Here is a 16,799-nt window from a genome sequence, read left to right as displayed (position 1 = left end):
GCCACCCACCGAGAGACGCTTCGTGCCCTTGTCCGGACCGGCTGGAGGAATTCAGTGAACGTGCTGCTCGCCGAGGTGGCGCAGGCCACTCAGCGGCTGGCCGACGCGGGCGTGCCCTCACCGCGCTTCGACGCGGAGGAGCTCGCCGCCTTTGTGCACGGCGTCAAGCGGGGAGAGCTGCACGGCGTGCCCGACGCCGACTTCGACGCCCGCTACTGGGAGGCGGTCGCCCGCCGCGAGGCCCGCGAACCCCTTCAGCACATCACCGGCCGCGCCTTTTTCCGCTATCTCGAGCTCCAGGTCGGACCGGGGGTCTTCGTGCCCCGGCCGGAGACCGAGTCGGTGGTCGGCTGGGCGATAGACGCGGTGCGCGCCATGGACGTCGTCGAACCGCTCATCGTCGATCTGTGCGCCGGTTCCGGGGCCATCGCGCTCGCCCTCGCCCAGGAGGTGCCGCGCTCCACGGTGCACGCCGTTGAGCTGGACGAGGGCGCCCTGCGCTGGGCCCGCAAGAACGTCGAGGGGTCCCGCGTCGTTCTCCATCACGCGGACGCGTTGACGGCCCTGCCCGAGCTCGACGGGCAGGTGGACCTCGTCATCAGCAACCCGCCGTACATCCCGCTGACCGAGTGGGAGTACGTGGCGCCGGAGGCCCGCGATCACGACCCCCAGCTCGCGCTCTTCTCCGGTGAGGACGGCCTCGATGTCATCCGTGGCCTGGAGCGCACCGCCCACCGGCTGCTGCGCCCCGGGGGCGTGGTGGTCATCGAGCACGCAGACACCCAGGGCGGCCAGGTGCCGTGGATCTTCACGGAGGAGCGTGGCTGGGCGGACGCCGCCGACCACCCCGACCTGAACAACCGGCCCCGGTTCGCCACCGCGCGGAAGGCCATGCCGTGACGGCGGCACCGCACCACCCATTGGCCACGTACGAGGAGGTCCGTTAAATGGCACGGCGATACGACTGCGGGGACGCGACCGACCGCAAGACCGGCCTGCGCGAGGCCGCCTCCGCCGTCCGCCGCGGCGAACTGGTCGTGCTGCCCACCGACACCGTCTACGGGATCGGCGCGGACGCCTTCAACGCCGAGGCGGTCGGCGATCTGCTCGAGGCCAAGGGCCGCGGCCGCAACATGCCCACACCGGTGCTGGTCGGCTCGCCGAACACGCTGCACGGACTGGTCACCGACTTCTCCGAGATGGCCTGGGAGCTGGTGGACGCCTTCTGGCCCGGCGCGCTCACCCTCGTCGCCCGGCACCAGCCGTCGCTCACCTGGGACCTGGGGGAGACCCGGGGCACCGTGGCGGTCCGGATGCCGCTGCACCCGGTGGCGATCGAGCTGCTGACGGACTTCGGCCCGATGGCGGTCTCCAGCGCCAATCTGACCGGACACCCCTCCCCGCAGGACTGCGACGCCGCCCAGGACATGCTGGGGGACTCCGTCTCGGTGTACCTCGACGGCGGGCCGACCCCCGCCGCCGTCCCCTCCTCGATCGTCGACGTGACCGGCAAGGTGCCGGTGCTGCTCCGGGCGGGCGCGCTCACCGCCGAGCAGCTCCGGGAGGTCGTACCCGACCTCGAGGTGGCCAATTGACAGCCCCTGAGGGGCGTGGCATAGCGGAACACCGTGAGAAGAACGCCGAGGCCACCTTCCGCATCCTCCACGTCAGCACCGGTAATGTGTGCCGCTCGCCGATCACCGAGCGGCTGACCCGGCACGCCCTCGCCCACCGTCTCGGAAGCGCCCGCACCCGCGGTCTGATCGTGGAGTCCGCCGGCACCTGGGGCCATGAGGGCGCGCCCATGGAGGCGCACGCCGCGACGGTCCTGACCGACTTCGGGGCCGACCCGGCGGGCTTCCTCGGCCGTGAGCTGCTGGACGAGCACGTCATCCGCGCCGACCTGGTCCTGACCGCCACCCGCGACCACCGGGCGCAGGTGATCTCGATGGGGCACTCGGCGGGGCTGCGCACCTTCACGCTCAAGGAGTTCACCCGGCTGGTGCGGGCCATAGACCCCGCGACGCTGCCCGACCCGGAGGAGGCGGGCGGTGTGGTGGAGCGCGCCCGCGCCCTGGTGCAGGCGGCGGCCGCGCTGCGCGGCTGGCTGCTGGCGCCCAACGAGGAGGCGGACGAGGTGCACGATCCGTACGGGGCGCCGATCACCTTCTTCCGCTCCATCGGGGACGAGATCAACCAGGCCCTGGACCCGGTCGTCACGGCGCTGACGGGCGTTCCCGCCCCCGCGTAGCCCCCGGGGGGCCGACGGATCTTGAGTCCTGCGGCGGGCTACTGTCCCCTACCCGCCCCTTCCCGACACCTGACGATATGCGGCTCCGCCGCGTGGGGGGCTCCGCCCCAGACCCCGCTCCTCAATCTCCCCCAGCTACCGCTGGGAGGTGCCCCCTGGAGGGGCTGGAAGGCGGGGCTTCGCCCCTGGATCCCGGGGTCCAGGGGCGAAGCCCTTGGTAACGGGAAGGGGCGGGGAGGGGAAAGACCCACCGGACACCGCGTAGGGGCCCTTCACGGGCCGTACGGCGCGCCGTGCGGCGTCGCGGGGCCTACATTGGGGGTGACCACGTAAGCGAGACGCGCTGTCGCCTCCGAAGGCTGTGAGCACGCCATGGCCGTCACCCCCTGGGGCCCCGATTTCGCCGGGCTCGCCCGCCAGGACCCGGAGCTGGCGGGAATCATCCTGAGCGAGATCGACCGCGTCTCCGGCGGACTCCAGCTGATCGCGGCCGAGAACTACGCCTCGCCGGCCGTGCTGGCGGCGCTGGCCTCGCCGCTGGCCAACAAGTACGCCGAGGGGTATCCCGGCGCCCGCCACCACGGCGGCTGCGAGATCGTGGACATCGCCGAGCGGGTGGCCCAGGACCGGGCCAAGGCGCTGTTCGGCGCCGAGCACGCCAATGTGCAGCCGCATTCGGGGTCCTCCGCCGTGCTGGCCGCCTACGCCGCGCTGCTGCGGCCCGGGGACACGGTGCTGGCGATGGCGCTGCCGCACGGCGGCCACCTCACCCATGGCTCGCCCGCCAATTTCTCCGGCCGCTGGTTCGACTTCATCGGCTACGGCGTCGATCCGGCGACCGGGCTGATCGACTACGAGCAGCTGCGCGGGCTCGCCCACGCCCACCGCCCCAAGGCGATCGTCTGCGGGTCGATCTCCTATCCCCGTCATCTGGACTACGCCGCCTTCCGCGCCGTCGCGGACGAGGTGGGCGCGTATCTCATCGCCGACGCCGCCCATTCGATCGGCCTGGTCGCGGGAAAGGCGGCGCCGTCCCCGGTGCCGTACGCGGACGTGGTGTGCGCAACGACACACAAGGTGCTGCGCGGGCCGCGCGGCGGGATGCTGCTGTGCGGTGCGGAGCTCGCCGAGCGGGTGGACCGGGCGGTGTTCCCGTTCACCCAGGGCGGGGCCCAGATGCACTCCGTCGCGGCCAAGGCGGTGGCGTTCGGCGAGGCCGCGGCGCCCGCCTTCACCGCCTATGCGCGGCGGGTGGTGGCCAATGCCCGGGTACTGGCGGACGCCCTGGTCGGGGAGGGTCTGGCAGTCACCACCGGCGGCACCGACACCCATATGATCACCGCCGATCCGGCCCCGCTGGGCCTGGACGGACGCACCGCGAAGGGCCGCTGCGCGGCCGCCGGGATCGTCCTGGACACCTGCGCGCTGGCATCCGCCACCGACCCCCGGGGATGCGTCAAGGGGCTGCGTCTTGGCACCGCGGCGGTGACCACCCAGGGAATGGGAGCGCCGGAAATGGAGCGCATAGCCAACCTCATGGGAACCGTGTTGCGGGACGAAGGCGTGGTAAGGGAAAAGGTGGCGGAACTGGCGGGGAGATTTCCGCCCTATCCGGACGAGGGCCGAATCATGCAACCATCCGAAGGTGTAGGACGTCTGTAAGTACGTTCACCGAGAGGCGTCCGACACGCATAGGGTGTGGGGCTGTGATGGCCAGCGATACCTCTGGGGCAGCCTGTGCGTGAATACCTGCTGACTCTGTGCATCACGGCCGCGGTCACCTATCTGCTGACCGGGCCGGTGCGGAAATTCGCCATCGCGGCCGGTGCGATGCCCGAGATCCGTGCCCGTGATGTGCACCGTGAGCCCACGCCACGGCTCGGTGGCATCGCCATGTTCGGCGGGCTGTGCGCGGGGCTGCTGGTCGCCGCCCACCTGACCAACCTCAAGGACGTCTTCGAGGTCTCCAACGAGCCACGGGCGCTGCTGTCCGGGGCCGGGCTGATCTGGCTGCTCGGGGTGCTGGACGACAAGTGGGGCGTGGACGCGCTGATCAAGCTGGGCGGCCAGATGATCGCCGCCGGTGTGATGGTGCTCCAGGGTCTGACCATCCTGTGGCTTCCGGTGCCCGGTGTGGGGCCGGTCTCGCTGACCCCCTGGCAGGGCACGCTGCTCACCGTCGCGCTGGTCGTCATCACCATCAACGCGGTCAATTTCGTTGACGGGCTCGATGGGTTGGCGTCGGGGATGGTGTGCATCGCCGCCGCGGCGTTCTTCATGTACGCGTACCGCATCTGGTACGGCTACGGCCTGGAGGCGGCCGCGCCCGCCACCCTGTTCGCCGCCGTCCTCATGGGGATGTGCCTGGGCTTCCTGCCGCACAACGCCCACCCCGCGCGGATCTTCATGGGCGACTCGGGCTCGATGCTGATCGGGCTGGTGCTGGCGGCGGGCGCCATCTCCATCACCGGCCAGGTGGACCCGGACGCGATGAAGCTGTTCGAGGGGTCCGAGCAGGCCGCGGTGCACGCCACCGTCCCGGTCTACATCCCGCTGCTGCTGCCGCTGACCGTCATCGCGGTGCCCTTCGCCGACCTGGTGCTGGCCATCGTCCGGCGCACCTGGCGGGGCCAGTCGCCGTTCGCCGCCGACCGCGGCCATCTGCACCACCGGCTGCTGGAGATCGGCCACTCGCACAGCCGGGCCGTCCTGATCATGTACTTCTGGTCGGCGCTGATCGCCTTCGGCGCCGTGGCGTACTCGGTGAACTCGGCCGGTGTGTGGTTCGTGCTCGCGATCGTGGCGCTGAGCGGGGTCGGTCTTGTGCTGTTGCTGCTGCCGCGGTTCACCCCGCGCGTTCCGCGCTGGGCGGAGGCGTTCGTTCCGCCGCGCTACCGCCGCGCCAACCGGATCGCCAGGGCCGAGCGGAGCGCCGGGGCACCCGCCGAGCCCGTGGCGGCCACGGCCGGTGCCGGGTCCGTCGCCCCGGAGCCGGGGCCGGCCGAGCCCGAGCCGGTGGGCTCCGGGATGAACGGCGGAGTGAACGGCGGCGCGAGCAACGGAGCGAACAGCGGGGCGAACGGTGTGAACGGCGCCACCGCGGTCGGCGACCGGTCCCGCTTCACCCACCGCCGGCGCATCGGAACACCCCAGTAATCTCCCCAGTCATCGCCCCGATATCCCCAGTCATCGATCGGGCGGAGGGTCCGGCGAGAGCACTGAAGATCACAGGACGGCGTCAGCACGGTACACACCTCATAACTCTCCCGTGTGATGTGCAGCACACTCGGCGGGTAAAGACCTCATCAAATAGTTTGTGATACCGTTCACTAAACCCGGTGCTAGACCCGAGGGGCCGTGGGGCGACGGCTCTTCCTCGTGAGGTCCCCTCTGTCCCCGGGGATACGCTCGTCCACGACGAATCGTTGCTTCCGACACTTGCCGGAGAAACCCTTCATGCAGTCCAACGACGCCAGAACGCTCCTGAGTTGCGCCGTGCCCACAGCCATCGCCGGTGTGGTCGCCGTCGCCGTCGGTTCTGTGCTCGCAGGCGGCAAGGGAGCGATCGGCGCGGGCTTTGGCACATTCGTCGCCGTGGTGGTGATGGCTTCCGGGCTGATCGTGCTGGAGCGCACGGCGAAGCACCTGCCGCATCTGTTCCAGGCCATGGGCATGGTGCTCTTCATGGCCGAGTTCCTGCTGGTGGCGGTCGTGCTCGCGGTGTTCCAGGACACCACGCTGTTCAACGTCAAGGCTTTCGCCCTCGCACTGCTCGCCGCGACCCTGGTGTGGGTCGGCGCACAGACCCGTGCGCACATGAAGGCCAAGATCCTCTATGTGGAGCCGGAAGCCGAGGACGAACGTAAGCCCGAGGGGGCGAAGAAGTCCGCTCCCGCCGGGTTCACGCCGTGAGAAGTAGGCCCGGGATAAGAGCATGTGCGCTCACCTGCTATCGTCCGGTGCCATCTGAGGCACAGCGGGCGCAGGTAGCCGAACCCCCCGAATTCACGGGATGGAATCGGCGGCCCATGCAGCTGATGCCCGACATACCACTCGGCCACGTGCCGATCAGCCGCCCCCACATTCGTAAGACCAGTCCAGTGCCGTTCCGTGGCCGCGTGCCGCGCCGACACAACGAGGTTGCCGTACCCATGCGCCACGCTGAAGGAGCTCGCGGTGAGTTCTGACCAGACGCTCGCCTTCGAGACGAACTGCCACATCTTCGACGGGTGCGGCTTCCCGGCACCCGGACTCCATTCGTTCAAGTTCGAGCCGCTCTTCTCGGTCGGCGGGTTCGACTTCAACAAGCCGATGCTGCTCGCGCTGCTGGGCACCGTCGTCATCGTCTGGTTCTTCTGGGCCGCGTTCGGCCGGGCCAAGGTGGTCCCCGGCAAGCTGCAGATGGTCGGCGAGGCCGGTTATGACTTCGTGCGCCGCGGGCTGGTCTACGAGGCCCTCGGAAAGAAGGAGGGCGAGAAGTACGTCCCCTTCATGGTCTCGCTGTTCTTCTTCGTGTGGATCATGAACCTGTGGTCGATCATTCCGGTCGCCCAGTTCCCGGTGACGTCGATCATCGCCTTCCCGGCCGGTCTCGCCGCCATCGTCTACATCCTCTGGATGTACCTGACCTTCAAGAAGCACGGCTTCGTCGGCGGCTGGAAGAACATCACCGGCTACGACAAGGAGCTCGGCGGAATCCTGCCGATGATCGTCGTGATCGAGTTCTTCTCGAACGTGATCATCCGGCCCTTCACCCACGCGGTCCGGCTCTTCGCCAACATGTTCGCCGGCCACCTGCTGCTGCTGATGTTCACCATCGGCTCCTGGTACCTGCTGAACGGCATCGGGATCGCCTACGCGGGCGCGTCCTTCGTGATGACGATTCTGCTGACCGCCTTCGAGCTCTTCATCCAGGCTGTCCAGGCGTACGTCTTCGTGCTCTTGGCCTGCAACTACGTTCAGGGCGCGCTCGCCGAGCACCACTGAGCGCACCTGCCTCCCAGACCATCAGACGTCCGGTGGCCAACCCCCACCGGCCCATGAAACGCAAAGGAAGAACCGGCATGTCCGCTCTCCAGACCCTCGCCGCCGACGGCATCACCGGCAACCTCGGTTCGATCGGTTACGGTCTCGCCGCCATCGGCCCCGGCGTCGGCGTCGGCATCATCTTCGGTAACGGCACCCAGGCCCTGGCCCGTCAGCCCGAGGCCGCCGGCCTGATCCGCGCCAACCAGATCATGGGCTTCGCCTTCTGTGAGGCGCTCGCGCTGATCGGTATCGTCATGGGCTTCCTTTTCAAGTCCTGAACGGACCGCTTTAACCACGACAGACGGAAGGCACTGATGTGAACGCCCTGGTACAGGTGGCGGCTGAGGAGAGTGAGAACCCCCTCATCCCGCCGATCCCGGAGCTGGTCATCGGCCTGATCGCCTTTGCCATCGTCTTCATCTTCCTCGCCAAGAAGCTCCTCCCGAACATCAACCGGGTTCTGGAGGAGCGCCGCGAGGCGATCGAGGGCGGCATGGAGAAGGCCGAGGCCACTCAGGCCGAAGCCCAGCAGGTCCTCGAGGACTACCGAGCCCAGCTCGCCGACGCCCGTCACGAGGCCGCGCGACTGCGCCAGGAGGCGCAGGAGCAGGGCGCCGCGCTCATCGCCGAGATGCGCGCGGAGGGCCAGCGGCAGCGTGAGGAGATCATCGCCGCCGGTCACTCGCAGATCGAGGCCGATCGCAAGCAGGCCGCTCAGACCCTGCGCCAGGACGTGGGCAGGCTCGCCACCGACCTGGCCGGCCGGATCGTCGGTGAGTCGCTCGAGGACGTGGCCCGGCAGAGCCGCACCATCGACCGGTTCCTCGACGAGCTCGAGGCGAAGGCGGCCGATGGCTCGAAGGCCGAGGCCGGCCGATGAACGGAGCGAGCCGGGAGGCACTGGCAGCCGCGCGCGAGCGCTTCGACGCCCTGACGGACAACACCGCCGTCGACGCGACGAAGCTCGCCGATGAGCTGGCCGCCGTCACCGCGCTGCTCGACCGCGAGGTCTCGCTGCGCCGGGTCCTCACCGACCCGGCGCAGCCCGGCGAGGCCAAGGCCACGCTTGCCGCGCGGGTGCTGGGCGGGCAGGTCGGCGGCGAGACCATCGACCTGGTCTCCGGCCTGGTCCGGTCCCGCTGGTCGCGCTCGCGCGACCTGGTGGACTCGCTCGAGGAGCTGGCCAGCGCCGCCGACCTGGTCGCGGCCGAGCGGGCCGGCACCCTCGACGACGTGGAGGACGAGCTGTTCCGGTTCGGCCGGATCGTCTCCTCCTCGTCCGAGCTGCGCGGCGCGCTCACCGACCGGCGCGCGAGCGTCTCCGCCAAGTCCGGGCTGGTCGGCGAGTTGCTCGGCGGCCGCGCCGACCAGCGGACCGAGCGGCTGGTGATCCGTCTGGTGACCCATCCGCGGGGTCGTAGCCTGGAGGCGGGTCTCGACGAGCTGTCCAAGCTGGCGGCGGCGCGCCGGGACCGTACGGTCGCGGTCGTCACCTCCGCGGTGCCGCTCAGCGACCGGCAGAAGCAGCGGCTCGGTGACGCACTGGGGAAGCTGTACGGACGGAAGATGCACCTCAACCTCGACGTGGACCCCGAGGTCCTCGGCGGGATCTCGGTGCGCATCGGCGACGAGGTCATCAACGGGACCATCGCGGACCGCCTGGAAGAGGCGACCCGGCGGATGGCCGGCTGACACAGCCACCAACTCAACAAGCATGTAAGCGGCCCGAGTTGGGCCGTAGTCAAACACTTCGGGCCCAACAAGGAGAGCAGGGAACCCAGATGGCGGAGCTCACGATCCGGCCGGAGGAGATCCGGGACGCGCTGGAGAACTTTGTCCAGGCGTACAAGCCGGACGCGGCCTCGCGCGAGGAGGTCGGTACGGTCAGCGTTGCCGGCGACGGCATCGCGAAGGTCGAGGGTCTTCCCTCGACCATGGCGAACGAACTGCTGAAGTTCGAGGACGGCACCCTCGGCCTCGCCCTCAACCTCGAGGAGCGCGAGATCGGTGCGGTCGTCCTCGGCGAGTTCAGCGGCATCGAGGAGGGTCAGCAGGTGCACCGCACCGGCGAGGTCCTCTCGGTCGCCGTCGGCGAGGGCTACCTCGGCCGCGTCGTCGACCCGCTGGGCAACCCGATCGACGGCCTCGGCGAGATCGAGACCGAGGGCCGCCGCGCCCTCGAGCTGCAGGCCCCCACGGTCATGCAGCGCAAGTCGGTGCACGAGCCGATGGAGACCGGCTACAAGGCCGTCGACGCGATGACCCCGATCGGCCGCGGCCAGCGTCAGCTGATCATCGGCGACCGGCAGACCGGCAAGACCGCGCTGTGCGTCGACACGATCATCAACCAGCGCGACAACTGGCGCTCCGGCGACCCGAAGAAGCAGGTCCGCTGCATCTACGTCGCCATCGGCCAGAAGGGCTCCACCATCGCGTCCGTGCGCGGTGCGCTGGAGGAGGCCGGCGCCCTGGAGTACACGACGATCGTCGCCGCCCCGGCGTCCGACCCGGCGGGCTTCAAGTACCTGGCCCCCTACACCGGCTCGGCCATCGGCCAGCACTGGATGTACCAGGGCAAGCACGTCCTGATCGTCTTCGACGACCTGTCCAAGCAGGCCGACGCCTACCGCGCGGTGTCCCTGCTGCTGCGCCGCCCGCCGGGCCGTGAGGCCTACCCGGGCGACGTCTTCTACCTGCACTCCCGGCTGCTGGAGCGCTGCGCCAAGCTCTCCGAGGAGATGGGCGCCGGTTCGATGACCGGTCTGCCGATCGTCGAGACCAAGGCGAACGACGTGTCGGCGTTCATCCCGACCAACGTCATCTCCATCACCGACGGCCAGTGCTTCCTGGAGTCCGACCTGTTCAACGCCGGTCAGCGCCCGGCCCTGAACGTCGGTATCTCGGTCTCCCGCGTCGGTGGTTCCGCCCAGCACCGGGCCATGCGCCAGGTCTCCGGCCGCCTCCGGGTGGACCTCGCCCAGTACCGCGAGCTCGAGGCGTTCGCCGCCTTCGGCTCGGACCTGGACGCGGCCTCCAAGGCGTCGCTGGAGCGCGGTGCGCGCATGGTCGAGCTGCTGAAGCAGGGGCAGTACGCCCCGTTCTCCACCGAGGACGAGATCGTCTCCATCTGGGCCGGCACCACCGGCAAGATGGACGACGTGCCCGTGGAGGACATCCGCCGCTTCGAGCGGGAGCTGCTGGACTACCTCCACCGTGAGCACAAGTCGCTGCTGACCAGCATCGTCGAGGGCGGCAAGATGTCCGACGACACGATTCAGGCGCTCGGCGAGGCCGTCGACTCCTTCAAGCGGCAGTTCGAGACCTCGGGCGGCAAGCTGCTGGGCGAGGACTGAGCGCATGGGTGCCCAGCTGAGGGTCTACAAGAGGCGGATCAAGTCCGTCTCCGCGACCAAGAAGATCACCAGGGCGATGGAGATGATCGCCGCCTCGCGCGTCGTCAAGGCGCAGCGCCAGGTGGCCGCGTCGACTCCGTACGCCACCGAGCTCACCCGGGCGGTGGGCGCGGTCGCCAAGGGCTCCACCACCCAGCACGCGCTGACCACGGAGAGCGACAACCCGACCCGGGCCGCGGTCCTGCTCATCACGAGCGACCGGGGTCTCGCGGGCGGCTACTCCTCCAACGTGATCAAGGCGGCCGAGGAGCTCACCGAGCGGCTCACCCGTGAGGGCAAGGAGGTCGACGCCTATATCGTCGGCCGCAAGGGCGTGGCGTACTACACCTTCCGTGAGCGCAAGGTCACGGAGTCGTGGGGTGGCTTCACCGACAGCCCCACCTACGCGGACGCCAAGAAGATCGCGGGCCCGCTGATCGAGGCCGTCCTCAAGGACACGGCCGAGGGCGGCGTGGACGAGCTGCACATCGTCTTCACCGAGTTCGTCTCGATGCTGACGCAGACCCCGGTCCAGGACCGGCTGCTGCCGCTCAGCCTCGAGGAGAAGGCGGAGGAGCAGGAGAAGAAGGGCGAGATCCTCCCGCTCTACGACTTCGAGCCGTCGTCCGAGGACGTCCTGGACGCCCTGCTGCCCCGGTATGTCGAGGCCCGTATCTACAACGCCCTGCTCCAGGCCGCCGCCTCCAAGCACGCGGCGACCCGGCGGGCGATGAAGTCGGCGACCGACAACGCCGAAGAGCTCATCAAGTCGCTCACGCGGCTTGCCAACGCGGCCCGCCAGGCCGACATCACCCAGGAAATCAGCGAGATCGTCGGTGGCGCGAGCGCTCTGGCCGACGCCTCCGCGGGGAGTGACTGACACCATGACCACCACTGTTGAGCCGACCGCTGTGGCCGCCGGCCGCGTCGCGCGGGTCATCGGCCCGGTCGTCGACGTGGAGTTCCCCGTCGACGCGATGCCGGACATCTACAACGCGCTGACCGTCGAGGTCGCCGACCCCTCGCAGGAGGGTGCGAAGAAGACGCTGACCCTCGAGGTCGCCCAGCACCTGGGCGAGGGCCTGGTCCGCGCCATCTCCATGGAGCCCACCGACGGTCTGGTCCGCCAGGCCGCGGTGACCGACACCGGCGACGGCATCACGGTGCCGGTCGGCGATGTCACCAAGGGCCGGGTGTTCAACACCCTGGGCAAGATCCTCAACGAGCCCGAGGCCGAGTCCGAGGTCACCGAGCGCTGGTCCATCCACCGCAAGGCCCCGGCGTTCGACCAGCTCGAGTCCAAGACCGAGATGTTCGAGACCGGTCTGAAGGTCGTCGACCTGCTGACCCCGTACGTCAAGGGCGGCAAGATCGGTCTGTTCGGCGGCGCGGGCGTCGGCAAGACCGTGCTCATCCAGGAAATGATCATGCGTGTGGCCAAGCTGCACGAGGGCGTTTCCGTGTTCGCCGGTGTCGGCGAGCGCACCCGTGAGGGCAACGACCTGATCGAGGAGATGGCCGAGTCCGGCGTGCTCCCGCAGACCGCGCTGGTCTTCGGCCAGATGGACGAGCCCCCGGGCACCCGTCTGCGCGTCGCCCTGGCCGGTCTGACCATGGCGGAGTACTTCCGCGATGTGCAGAAGCAGGACGTGCTGTTCTTCATCGACAACATCTTCCGCTTCACCCAGGCCGGTTCCGAGGTCTCGACCCTGCTCGGCCGGATGCCCTCCGCGGTGGGCTACCAGCCGAACCTGGCCGACGAGATGGGCATCCTCCAGGAGCGCATCACCTCGACCCGCGGTCACTCCATCACCTCGATGCAGGCGATCTACGTCCCCGCGGACGACCTGACCGACCCGGCCCCGGCGACCACCTTCGCGCACCTCGACGCGACCACGGTGCTCTCCCGGCCGATCTCGGAGAAGGGCATCTACCCGGCGGTGGACCCGCTGGACTCGACGTCCCGGATCCTGGACCCGCGCTACATCTCGCAGGACCACTACGACTGCGCCTCGCGCGTGAAGTCGATCCTGCAGAAGTACAAGGACCTCCAGGACATCATCAACATCCTGGGCATCGACGAGCTCGGCGAGGAGGACAAGCTCACCGTCTTCCGCGCCCGTCGTATCGAGCGCTTCCTGTCGCAGAACACCCACGCGGCGAAGCAGTTCACCGGTCTCGACGGATCGGACGTGCCGCTGGACGAGTCCATCGCCGCGTTCAACGCGATCGCCGACGGTGAGTTCGACCACTTCCCCGAGCAGGCGTTCTTCATGTGCGGTGGCCTGGACGACCTCAAGGCCAAGGCCAAGGAGCTGGGCGTCTCCTGAGCCCGGTAGCTCCGCGAGAGGGGTGGGCCCGGTCCCGCCCCTCTCCGTACGCCCGTTATTCTTTGACGAAAGCCCTGCCCGACCCGGCGGGGAGAGACCCGAGGAGCCACGTTGGCTGCTGAGCTGCACGTCGAGCTGGTCGCGGCGGACCGTAGTGTCTGGTCCGGTGCGGCCACCTTGGTCATCGCGCGCACCACATCGGGTGACATCGGCGTCATGCCCGGCCACCAGCCGCTGCTCGGTGTGCTGGAGTCCGGCCCGGTGACCATCCGTTCGGTCGAGCACGGGACGGTCGTGACCGCGGTGCACGGTGGGTTCATCTCGTTCGCGGACGACAAGCTCTCACTGCTGGCCGAAGTCGCGGAGCTGTCCGACGAAATCGATGTGAAGCGCGCGGAGCGGGCGCTGGAGCGTGCCAAGGCGGAGGCGGACGCCGCCGCCGAGCGGCGCGCCGACGTCCGGCTGCGCGCGGTGGCGGGAGCGCACTGAGCCTGTCACGTACGGTCGGAAAACCTCAGCCGCGGACCTCGCTGGAGCTCCCCTTCAGCGGTCCGCGGCTGAGGCGATGCAGGTGCGGTTTTTCCGGATGACGCGAGGAGGTCGGTGAAGATGGTCCTCGCTCTGCTTGTGGGCGGCGTGGTCGTCGCGCTGGTGGTGGTGGGACTCTTCGTCTTCGGTCTCCGGCGGCGGCTGATCCAGCGGTCCGGCGGAACCTTCGACTGTTCCCTGCGCTGGGATCCACCGCCCGGCGAATCCGAGCTCAGCGGCAAGGGCTGGGTGTACGGGGTCGCGCGCTACAACGGTGACCGGGTCGAGTGGTTCCGGGTCTTCTCCTACGCGCCGAGGCCCCGGCGGATCCTGGAGCGCGCCTCGATCGAGGTGCTGGAGCGGCGTACCCCCAAGGGCGAGGAGGAGCTGGCGCTGCTCTCCGACGCGGTGGTGCTCGCCTGCCGGCACGGCGGCACCCGGCTGGAACTGGCCATGAGCGACGACGCCCTGACCGGCTTTCTGGCCTGGCTGGAGGCCGCGCCCCCCGGCCAGCGCGTCAACGTCGCCTGATCCACAGCGCCCGGCCACGAGGGCGCCGCAGACGAAGAGCCACCCGTCGCCGCACTTCCAGCGAAGCGCTCAGCGCACGCCCAGTTCCTGGGCCAGCACCGCGGCCTGCACCCGGCTGCGCAGCTCCAGCTTGTTCAGCAGCCGGCTGACATGCGTCTTCACCGTCGCCTCCGCCATGGTCAGCCGCTCCGCGATCTGCGCGTTCGACAGCCCCTGCCCCAGACAGGCCAGCACCTCCCGCTCCCGCGGGGTGAGCGTGGCGAGTACCTCGGGGCTGGGCGCGGTGGGGGAGGGGGCGGCCTGGGGCCGGGCGAACTCCGCGATCAGACGGCGGGTGACCGCGGTGGCGATCATGCCCTCGCCGCGCCCCACCGTACGGACCGCCTCGATCAGATCGGCCGCCTCGCTGTCCTTGAGCAGGAACCCGGCGGCGCCCGCGCGCAGCGCCCCGAAGACGTACTCGTCCAGGTCGAAGGTGGTCAGCACCAGCACGTCCGCCAGCTGCTCGGCGACCACCTGGCGGGTGGCCGACACCCCGTCCAGCCGGGGCATCTGGACGTCCATGAGCACCACATCGGGGCGCAGCGCCCGGGCCATCTCCACCGCCTGGAGGCCGTCCACCGCCTCGCCGACCACCTCGATGTCGGGGGCGGACCGCAGGATCAGCACCAGCCCGGAGCGGACCGAGCCCTGGTCCTCGGCGACCAGCACCCGGATCGGCTGGGACGCGGAACGGGCGGGCGGGGCGGGCGGGGTCACGGCGGCTCCTGGTCGTCGAAGGGTCATGGCACAGTCTGGGCGCTCATGCTCTGAGCGCTCTCGTCGTCCAGCGGAAGCGTGGCCCGCACCCGCCATACCATGCCCCCGGGCCCGGAGACCGGGCCGGCGTCGAGGGTGCCGCCGAGCAGGGACACTCGCTCGCGCATCCCGATCAGCCCGGTGCCGGAGCCGGGCGCCCGGGGGCCCTCGCGGTCGCCGTAGGGGCTGATGACGCTGACCTCGAGCGGGCCGTCCGCGCGGTGCGCCAGCGTCACGTCCACCCGGCCGGGCGCGGCGTGCTTGAGGGCGTTGGTGAGCGACTCCTGGACGATGCGGTACGCGGCGAGCTCGACCGGGGTGGGCAGCGGGGCGGCGTCGTCCGGCCGCTCGTCGCACAGGACGATGTCCTGGCCGCCGGGGCGGGCGTTGGTGCGGGCCTGCTCCAGCAGGGTGTCGAGCGCGTCGAGGGTGGAGGTGGCGGCGGGTTCCGAGGTCTCGCCGGGATCCCGCAGCAGCCCGATCAGCCGGCGCATCTCGGCCAGGCCGCGCACGCTGTTCTCCCGGATGACGCCGAGCGCCTCGTCGGTCGCGGCGGGGTCCTTCAGGGAGAGGGCGGCGCTGGAGTGGATGGCGATGGCCGAGAGGTGATTGGCCACCATGTCGTGGAGTTCGCGTGCCATCCGCGAGCGCTCGGAGGCCACCGCCTCCCGCCGGTCCAACTCGGCCAGCAGCGCGACGCGTTCGGCCTCCAGACGGGCGGCCGCGGCCTCTTCGCGGTGATTGCGGATCACCGACCCCGTCCACGCCGGGGTGATGACGAGGAGTCCGACGAACGTTCCGGCCAGCAGCGCCAGGGGGTCGTTGTAGACGACCAGCGGCACCACGGTCACCAGCCCCGTGACGAGCCAGCAGATCCGGGGGATGCGCTGGGCGGCGGTGGCGCCGGAATACATGACGGCCGCGTAGACCAGATCGGTGAACATCAGCATCGTCGCGCCCAGCCCGCCGCTGAGGCTGTCGACGGCGAGCGCGACGGTCCCCACACCCAGGCCGATGAGCGGCCTGGAGCGCCGCACCAGTTCGGCCGCCGAGATCACGAACAGCGCGACCAGCCCCAGCCACCGGGGCGTCCCGTAGTACGACGGGTTGTTGTGCAGCCCCAGCGCCCACATCAGAGCCCCGCAGAACAGTCCGCCGAGAGCGATCACGAGGTCGTGCTGATGTGGGCGTGGGAGGTGGGGACGGGACGGCATGGCACCCATCACACCACGCGGCGCGCCGGGCGGACCTCCCCCTTGGGTCCGGGCCCGCCGCCCGGCCGCGTACATCGAAGGATGCAGTCGGGATTCATCGCCGCCGACGACGCGCGCGGCCTGATCGACCGGGAGGGTTGGAGCAAGGGCAGAGCGAGAGAGGAAACATCGTGGTTGTCGCGCTGATCATCGCCTGTGAGGTCGGCTTCTGGGTGCTGCTGGCCATCGGCATTCTGCTGCGCTACGTGGCGAAGATGCCGAAGGCGAGCACCGTGGTGCTCTTGTGCGAACCGGTGCTGGAGGTGGTGCTGTTCGTGACGACCGTGATCGACCTGAGGAACGGCGCCGAACCGGACTGGAAGCACGGTCTCGCCGCCGTCTACATCGGCTACTCGGCCGCGCTCGGCCATTCGACGATCAAATGGGTCGACGCCCGGGTGGCCCACCGCTTCTTCGGCGGGCCGCCGCCGGTCAAGCCCGCGAAGTACGGCATGGCGCGCACGCTGCACGAGTGGAAGACCGCCGGGCGCTGGGTGCTGGCCGCGGTCATCGCCATCGCACTGCTCCAGGGCGGGATCTGGTACGTCGGCGACGACGGTGAGATCGGCTCGCTGCGCGACTGGCAGCAGAAGATGCTGTACCTGATGGGCATCAACGTGGTCATCGCGCTCAGCTACACGCTTTTCCCCAAGCGGGAGCGCTCCGCGTCGTCCGCCCGCTAACCCCC

At 69.9% G+C, this 16,799-nt stretch carries 18 protein-coding genes; 16 read left to right on the top strand and 2 right to left on the bottom strand.

Annotation, left to right across the window (positions count from 1 at the left end; all coding sequences use genetic code 11):
- The first annotated feature begins 54 nt into the window (after positions 1-54).
- The 15 genes from prmC to IEJ02_RS40245 all read left to right on the top strand — a co-directional run bounded on the left by prmC (position 55) and on the right by IEJ02_RS40245 (position 14,060).
- Positions 55-900: a peptide chain release factor N(5)-glutamine methyltransferase gene (gene prmC, locus IEJ02_RS40315; RefSeq protein WP_191069323.1), complete on the top strand. Its 846-nt coding sequence runs from the start codon at positions 55-57 to the stop codon at positions 898-900.
- A gap of 47 nt (positions 901-947) precedes the next feature.
- Complete coding sequence (locus IEJ02_RS40310; RefSeq protein WP_014054918.1) at positions 948-1,595, top strand: L-threonylcarbamoyladenylate synthase; 648 nt, start codon at positions 948-950, stop codon at positions 1,593-1,595.
- Entirely contained in the window at positions 1,592-2,251 is a 660-nt protein-coding gene (locus IEJ02_RS40305) for an arsenate reductase/protein-tyrosine-phosphatase family protein (RefSeq protein ID WP_191069322.1), read from the top strand. Before IEJ02_RS40310 ends, IEJ02_RS40305 begins: the two co-directional genes overlap by 4 nt.
- Before the next feature lie 372 nt (positions 2,252-2,623).
- On the top strand, positions 2,624-3,913 hold the full coding sequence (gene glyA / locus IEJ02_RS40300) for a serine hydroxymethyltransferase (protein ID WP_191069321.1): 1,290 nt from the start codon (positions 2,624-2,626) through the stop codon (positions 3,911-3,913).
- 75 nt (positions 3,914-3,988) lie between these two features.
- Positions 3,989-5,407: an MraY family glycosyltransferase gene (locus IEJ02_RS40295; protein ID WP_275557491.1), complete on the top strand. Its 1,419-nt coding sequence runs from the start codon at positions 3,989-3,991 to the stop codon at positions 5,405-5,407.
- A 300-nt stretch (positions 5,408-5,707) separates the two neighbouring features.
- Entirely contained in the window at positions 5,708-6,163 is a 456-nt protein-coding gene (locus IEJ02_RS40290) for a Cg1360 family ATP-synthase-associated protein (protein ID WP_191069320.1), read from the top strand.
- Positions 6,164-6,427: 264 nt separating this feature from the next.
- Positions 6,428-7,237, top strand: a complete 810-nt coding sequence (atpB, locus tag IEJ02_RS40285) for a F0F1 ATP synthase subunit A (RefSeq protein ID WP_174890203.1) — start codon at positions 6,428-6,430, stop codon at positions 7,235-7,237.
- A 77-nt stretch (positions 7,238-7,314) separates the two neighbouring features.
- Positions 7,315-7,557 (top strand): ATP synthase F0 subunit C, encoded by a 243-nt coding sequence (gene atpE / locus IEJ02_RS40280; protein WP_037951036.1) that lies wholly within the window; start codon positions 7,315-7,317, stop codon positions 7,555-7,557.
- 38 nt (positions 7,558-7,595) lie between these two features.
- The gene (locus tag IEJ02_RS40275; protein WP_137979584.1) at positions 7,596-8,159 is read left to right on the top strand and encodes a F0F1 ATP synthase subunit B; all 564 of its coding nucleotides are present in this window, start codon (positions 7,596-7,598) and stop codon (positions 8,157-8,159) included.
- On the top strand, positions 8,156-8,971 hold the full coding sequence (locus IEJ02_RS40270) for a F0F1 ATP synthase subunit delta (protein ID WP_191069319.1): 816 nt from the start codon (positions 8,156-8,158) through the stop codon (positions 8,969-8,971). The genes IEJ02_RS40275 and IEJ02_RS40270 overlap by 4 nt, the downstream gene beginning before the upstream one ends.
- Before the next feature lie 89 nt (positions 8,972-9,060).
- The gene (atpA, locus tag IEJ02_RS40265; RefSeq protein WP_137979586.1) at positions 9,061-10,632 is read left to right on the top strand and encodes a F0F1 ATP synthase subunit alpha; all 1,572 of its coding nucleotides are present in this window, start codon (positions 9,061-9,063) and stop codon (positions 10,630-10,632) included.
- Positions 10,633-10,636: 4 nt separating this feature from the next.
- The gene (locus tag IEJ02_RS40260; protein WP_191069318.1) at positions 10,637-11,551 is read left to right on the top strand and encodes a F0F1 ATP synthase subunit gamma; all 915 of its coding nucleotides are present in this window, start codon (positions 10,637-10,639) and stop codon (positions 11,549-11,551) included.
- Between the two features lie 4 nt (positions 11,552-11,555).
- Entirely contained in the window at positions 11,556-13,001 is a 1,446-nt protein-coding gene (gene atpD / locus IEJ02_RS40255) for a F0F1 ATP synthase subunit beta (protein WP_137979587.1), read from the top strand.
- A 111-nt stretch (positions 13,002-13,112) separates the two neighbouring features.
- A complete protein-coding gene (locus IEJ02_RS40250) occupies positions 13,113-13,490 on the top strand; it encodes a F0F1 ATP synthase subunit epsilon (RefSeq protein WP_137979588.1) in 378 nt (125 codons plus the stop codon).
- A 120-nt stretch (positions 13,491-13,610) separates the two neighbouring features.
- On the top strand, positions 13,611-14,060 hold the full coding sequence (locus tag IEJ02_RS40245; RefSeq protein WP_191069317.1) for a DUF2550 domain-containing protein: 450 nt from the start codon (positions 13,611-13,613) through the stop codon (positions 14,058-14,060).
- A 69-nt stretch (positions 14,061-14,129) separates the two neighbouring features.
- On the opposite strand, the gene IEJ02_RS40240 is transcribed toward IEJ02_RS40245, so the two are convergent.
- The gene (locus IEJ02_RS40240; protein WP_275557490.1) at positions 14,130-14,819 is read right to left on the bottom strand and encodes a response regulator; all 690 of its coding nucleotides are present in this window, start codon (positions 14,817-14,819) and stop codon (positions 14,130-14,132) included.
- 23 nt (positions 14,820-14,842) lie between these two features.
- Entirely contained in the window at positions 14,843-16,072 is a 1,230-nt protein-coding gene (locus IEJ02_RS40235) for a sensor histidine kinase (protein ID WP_191069316.1), read from the bottom strand.
- 170 nt (positions 16,073-16,242) lie between these two features.
- On the opposite strand from IEJ02_RS40235, the gene IEJ02_RS40230 reads away from it, so the two are divergent.
- The gene (locus IEJ02_RS40230) at positions 16,243-16,794 is read left to right on the top strand and encodes a hypothetical protein (protein WP_191069315.1); all 552 of its coding nucleotides are present in this window, start codon (positions 16,243-16,245) and stop codon (positions 16,792-16,794) included.
- Positions 16,795-16,799 lie beyond the last annotated feature (5 nt).

The sequence above is a fragment of the Streptomyces sp. 5-10 genome, from assembly GCF_014712245.1.
Classification (GTDB): Bacteria; Actinomycetota; Actinomycetes; order Streptomycetales; family Streptomycetaceae; genus Streptomyces; species Streptomyces violaceusniger.
This window is presented reverse-complemented; position numbering and strand designations above follow the sequence as displayed.

Bases quoted from the DNA above. Each gene is read 5' to 3' on its own strand.
- IEJ02_RS40260 (WP_191069318.1), top strand. From the start codon at position 10,637: ATGGGTGCCCAGCTGAGGGTCTACAAGAGGCGGATCAAGTCCGTCTCC.
- atpA (WP_137979586.1), top strand. From the start codon at position 9,061: ATGGCGGAGCTCACGATCCGGCCGGAGGAGATCCGGGACGCGCTGGAG.
- glyA (WP_191069321.1), top strand. From the start codon at position 2,624: ATGGCCGTCACCCCCTGGGGCCCCGATTTCGCCGGGCTCGCCCGCCAG.
- IEJ02_RS40310 (WP_014054918.1), top strand. From the start codon at position 948: ATGGCACGGCGATACGACTGCGGGGACGCGACCGACCGCAAGACCGGC.
- atpD (WP_137979587.1), top strand. From the start codon at position 11,556: ATGACCACCACTGTTGAGCCGACCGCTGTGGCCGCCGGCCGCGTCGCG.
- IEJ02_RS40290 (WP_191069320.1), top strand. From the start codon at position 5,708: ATGCAGTCCAACGACGCCAGAACGCTCCTGAGTTGCGCCGTGCCCACA.
- IEJ02_RS40245 (WP_191069317.1), top strand. From the start codon at position 13,611: ATGGTCCTCGCTCTGCTTGTGGGCGGCGTGGTCGTCGCGCTGGTGGTG.
- IEJ02_RS40235 (WP_191069316.1), bottom strand. From the start codon at position 16,072: ATGCCGTCCCGTCCCCACCTCCCACGCCCACATCAGCACGACCTCGTG.
- atpE (WP_037951036.1), top strand. From the start codon at position 7,315: ATGTCCGCTCTCCAGACCCTCGCCGCCGACGGCATCACCGGCAACCTC.
- IEJ02_RS40270 (WP_191069319.1), top strand. From the start codon at position 8,156: ATGAACGGAGCGAGCCGGGAGGCACTGGCAGCCGCGCGCGAGCGCTTC.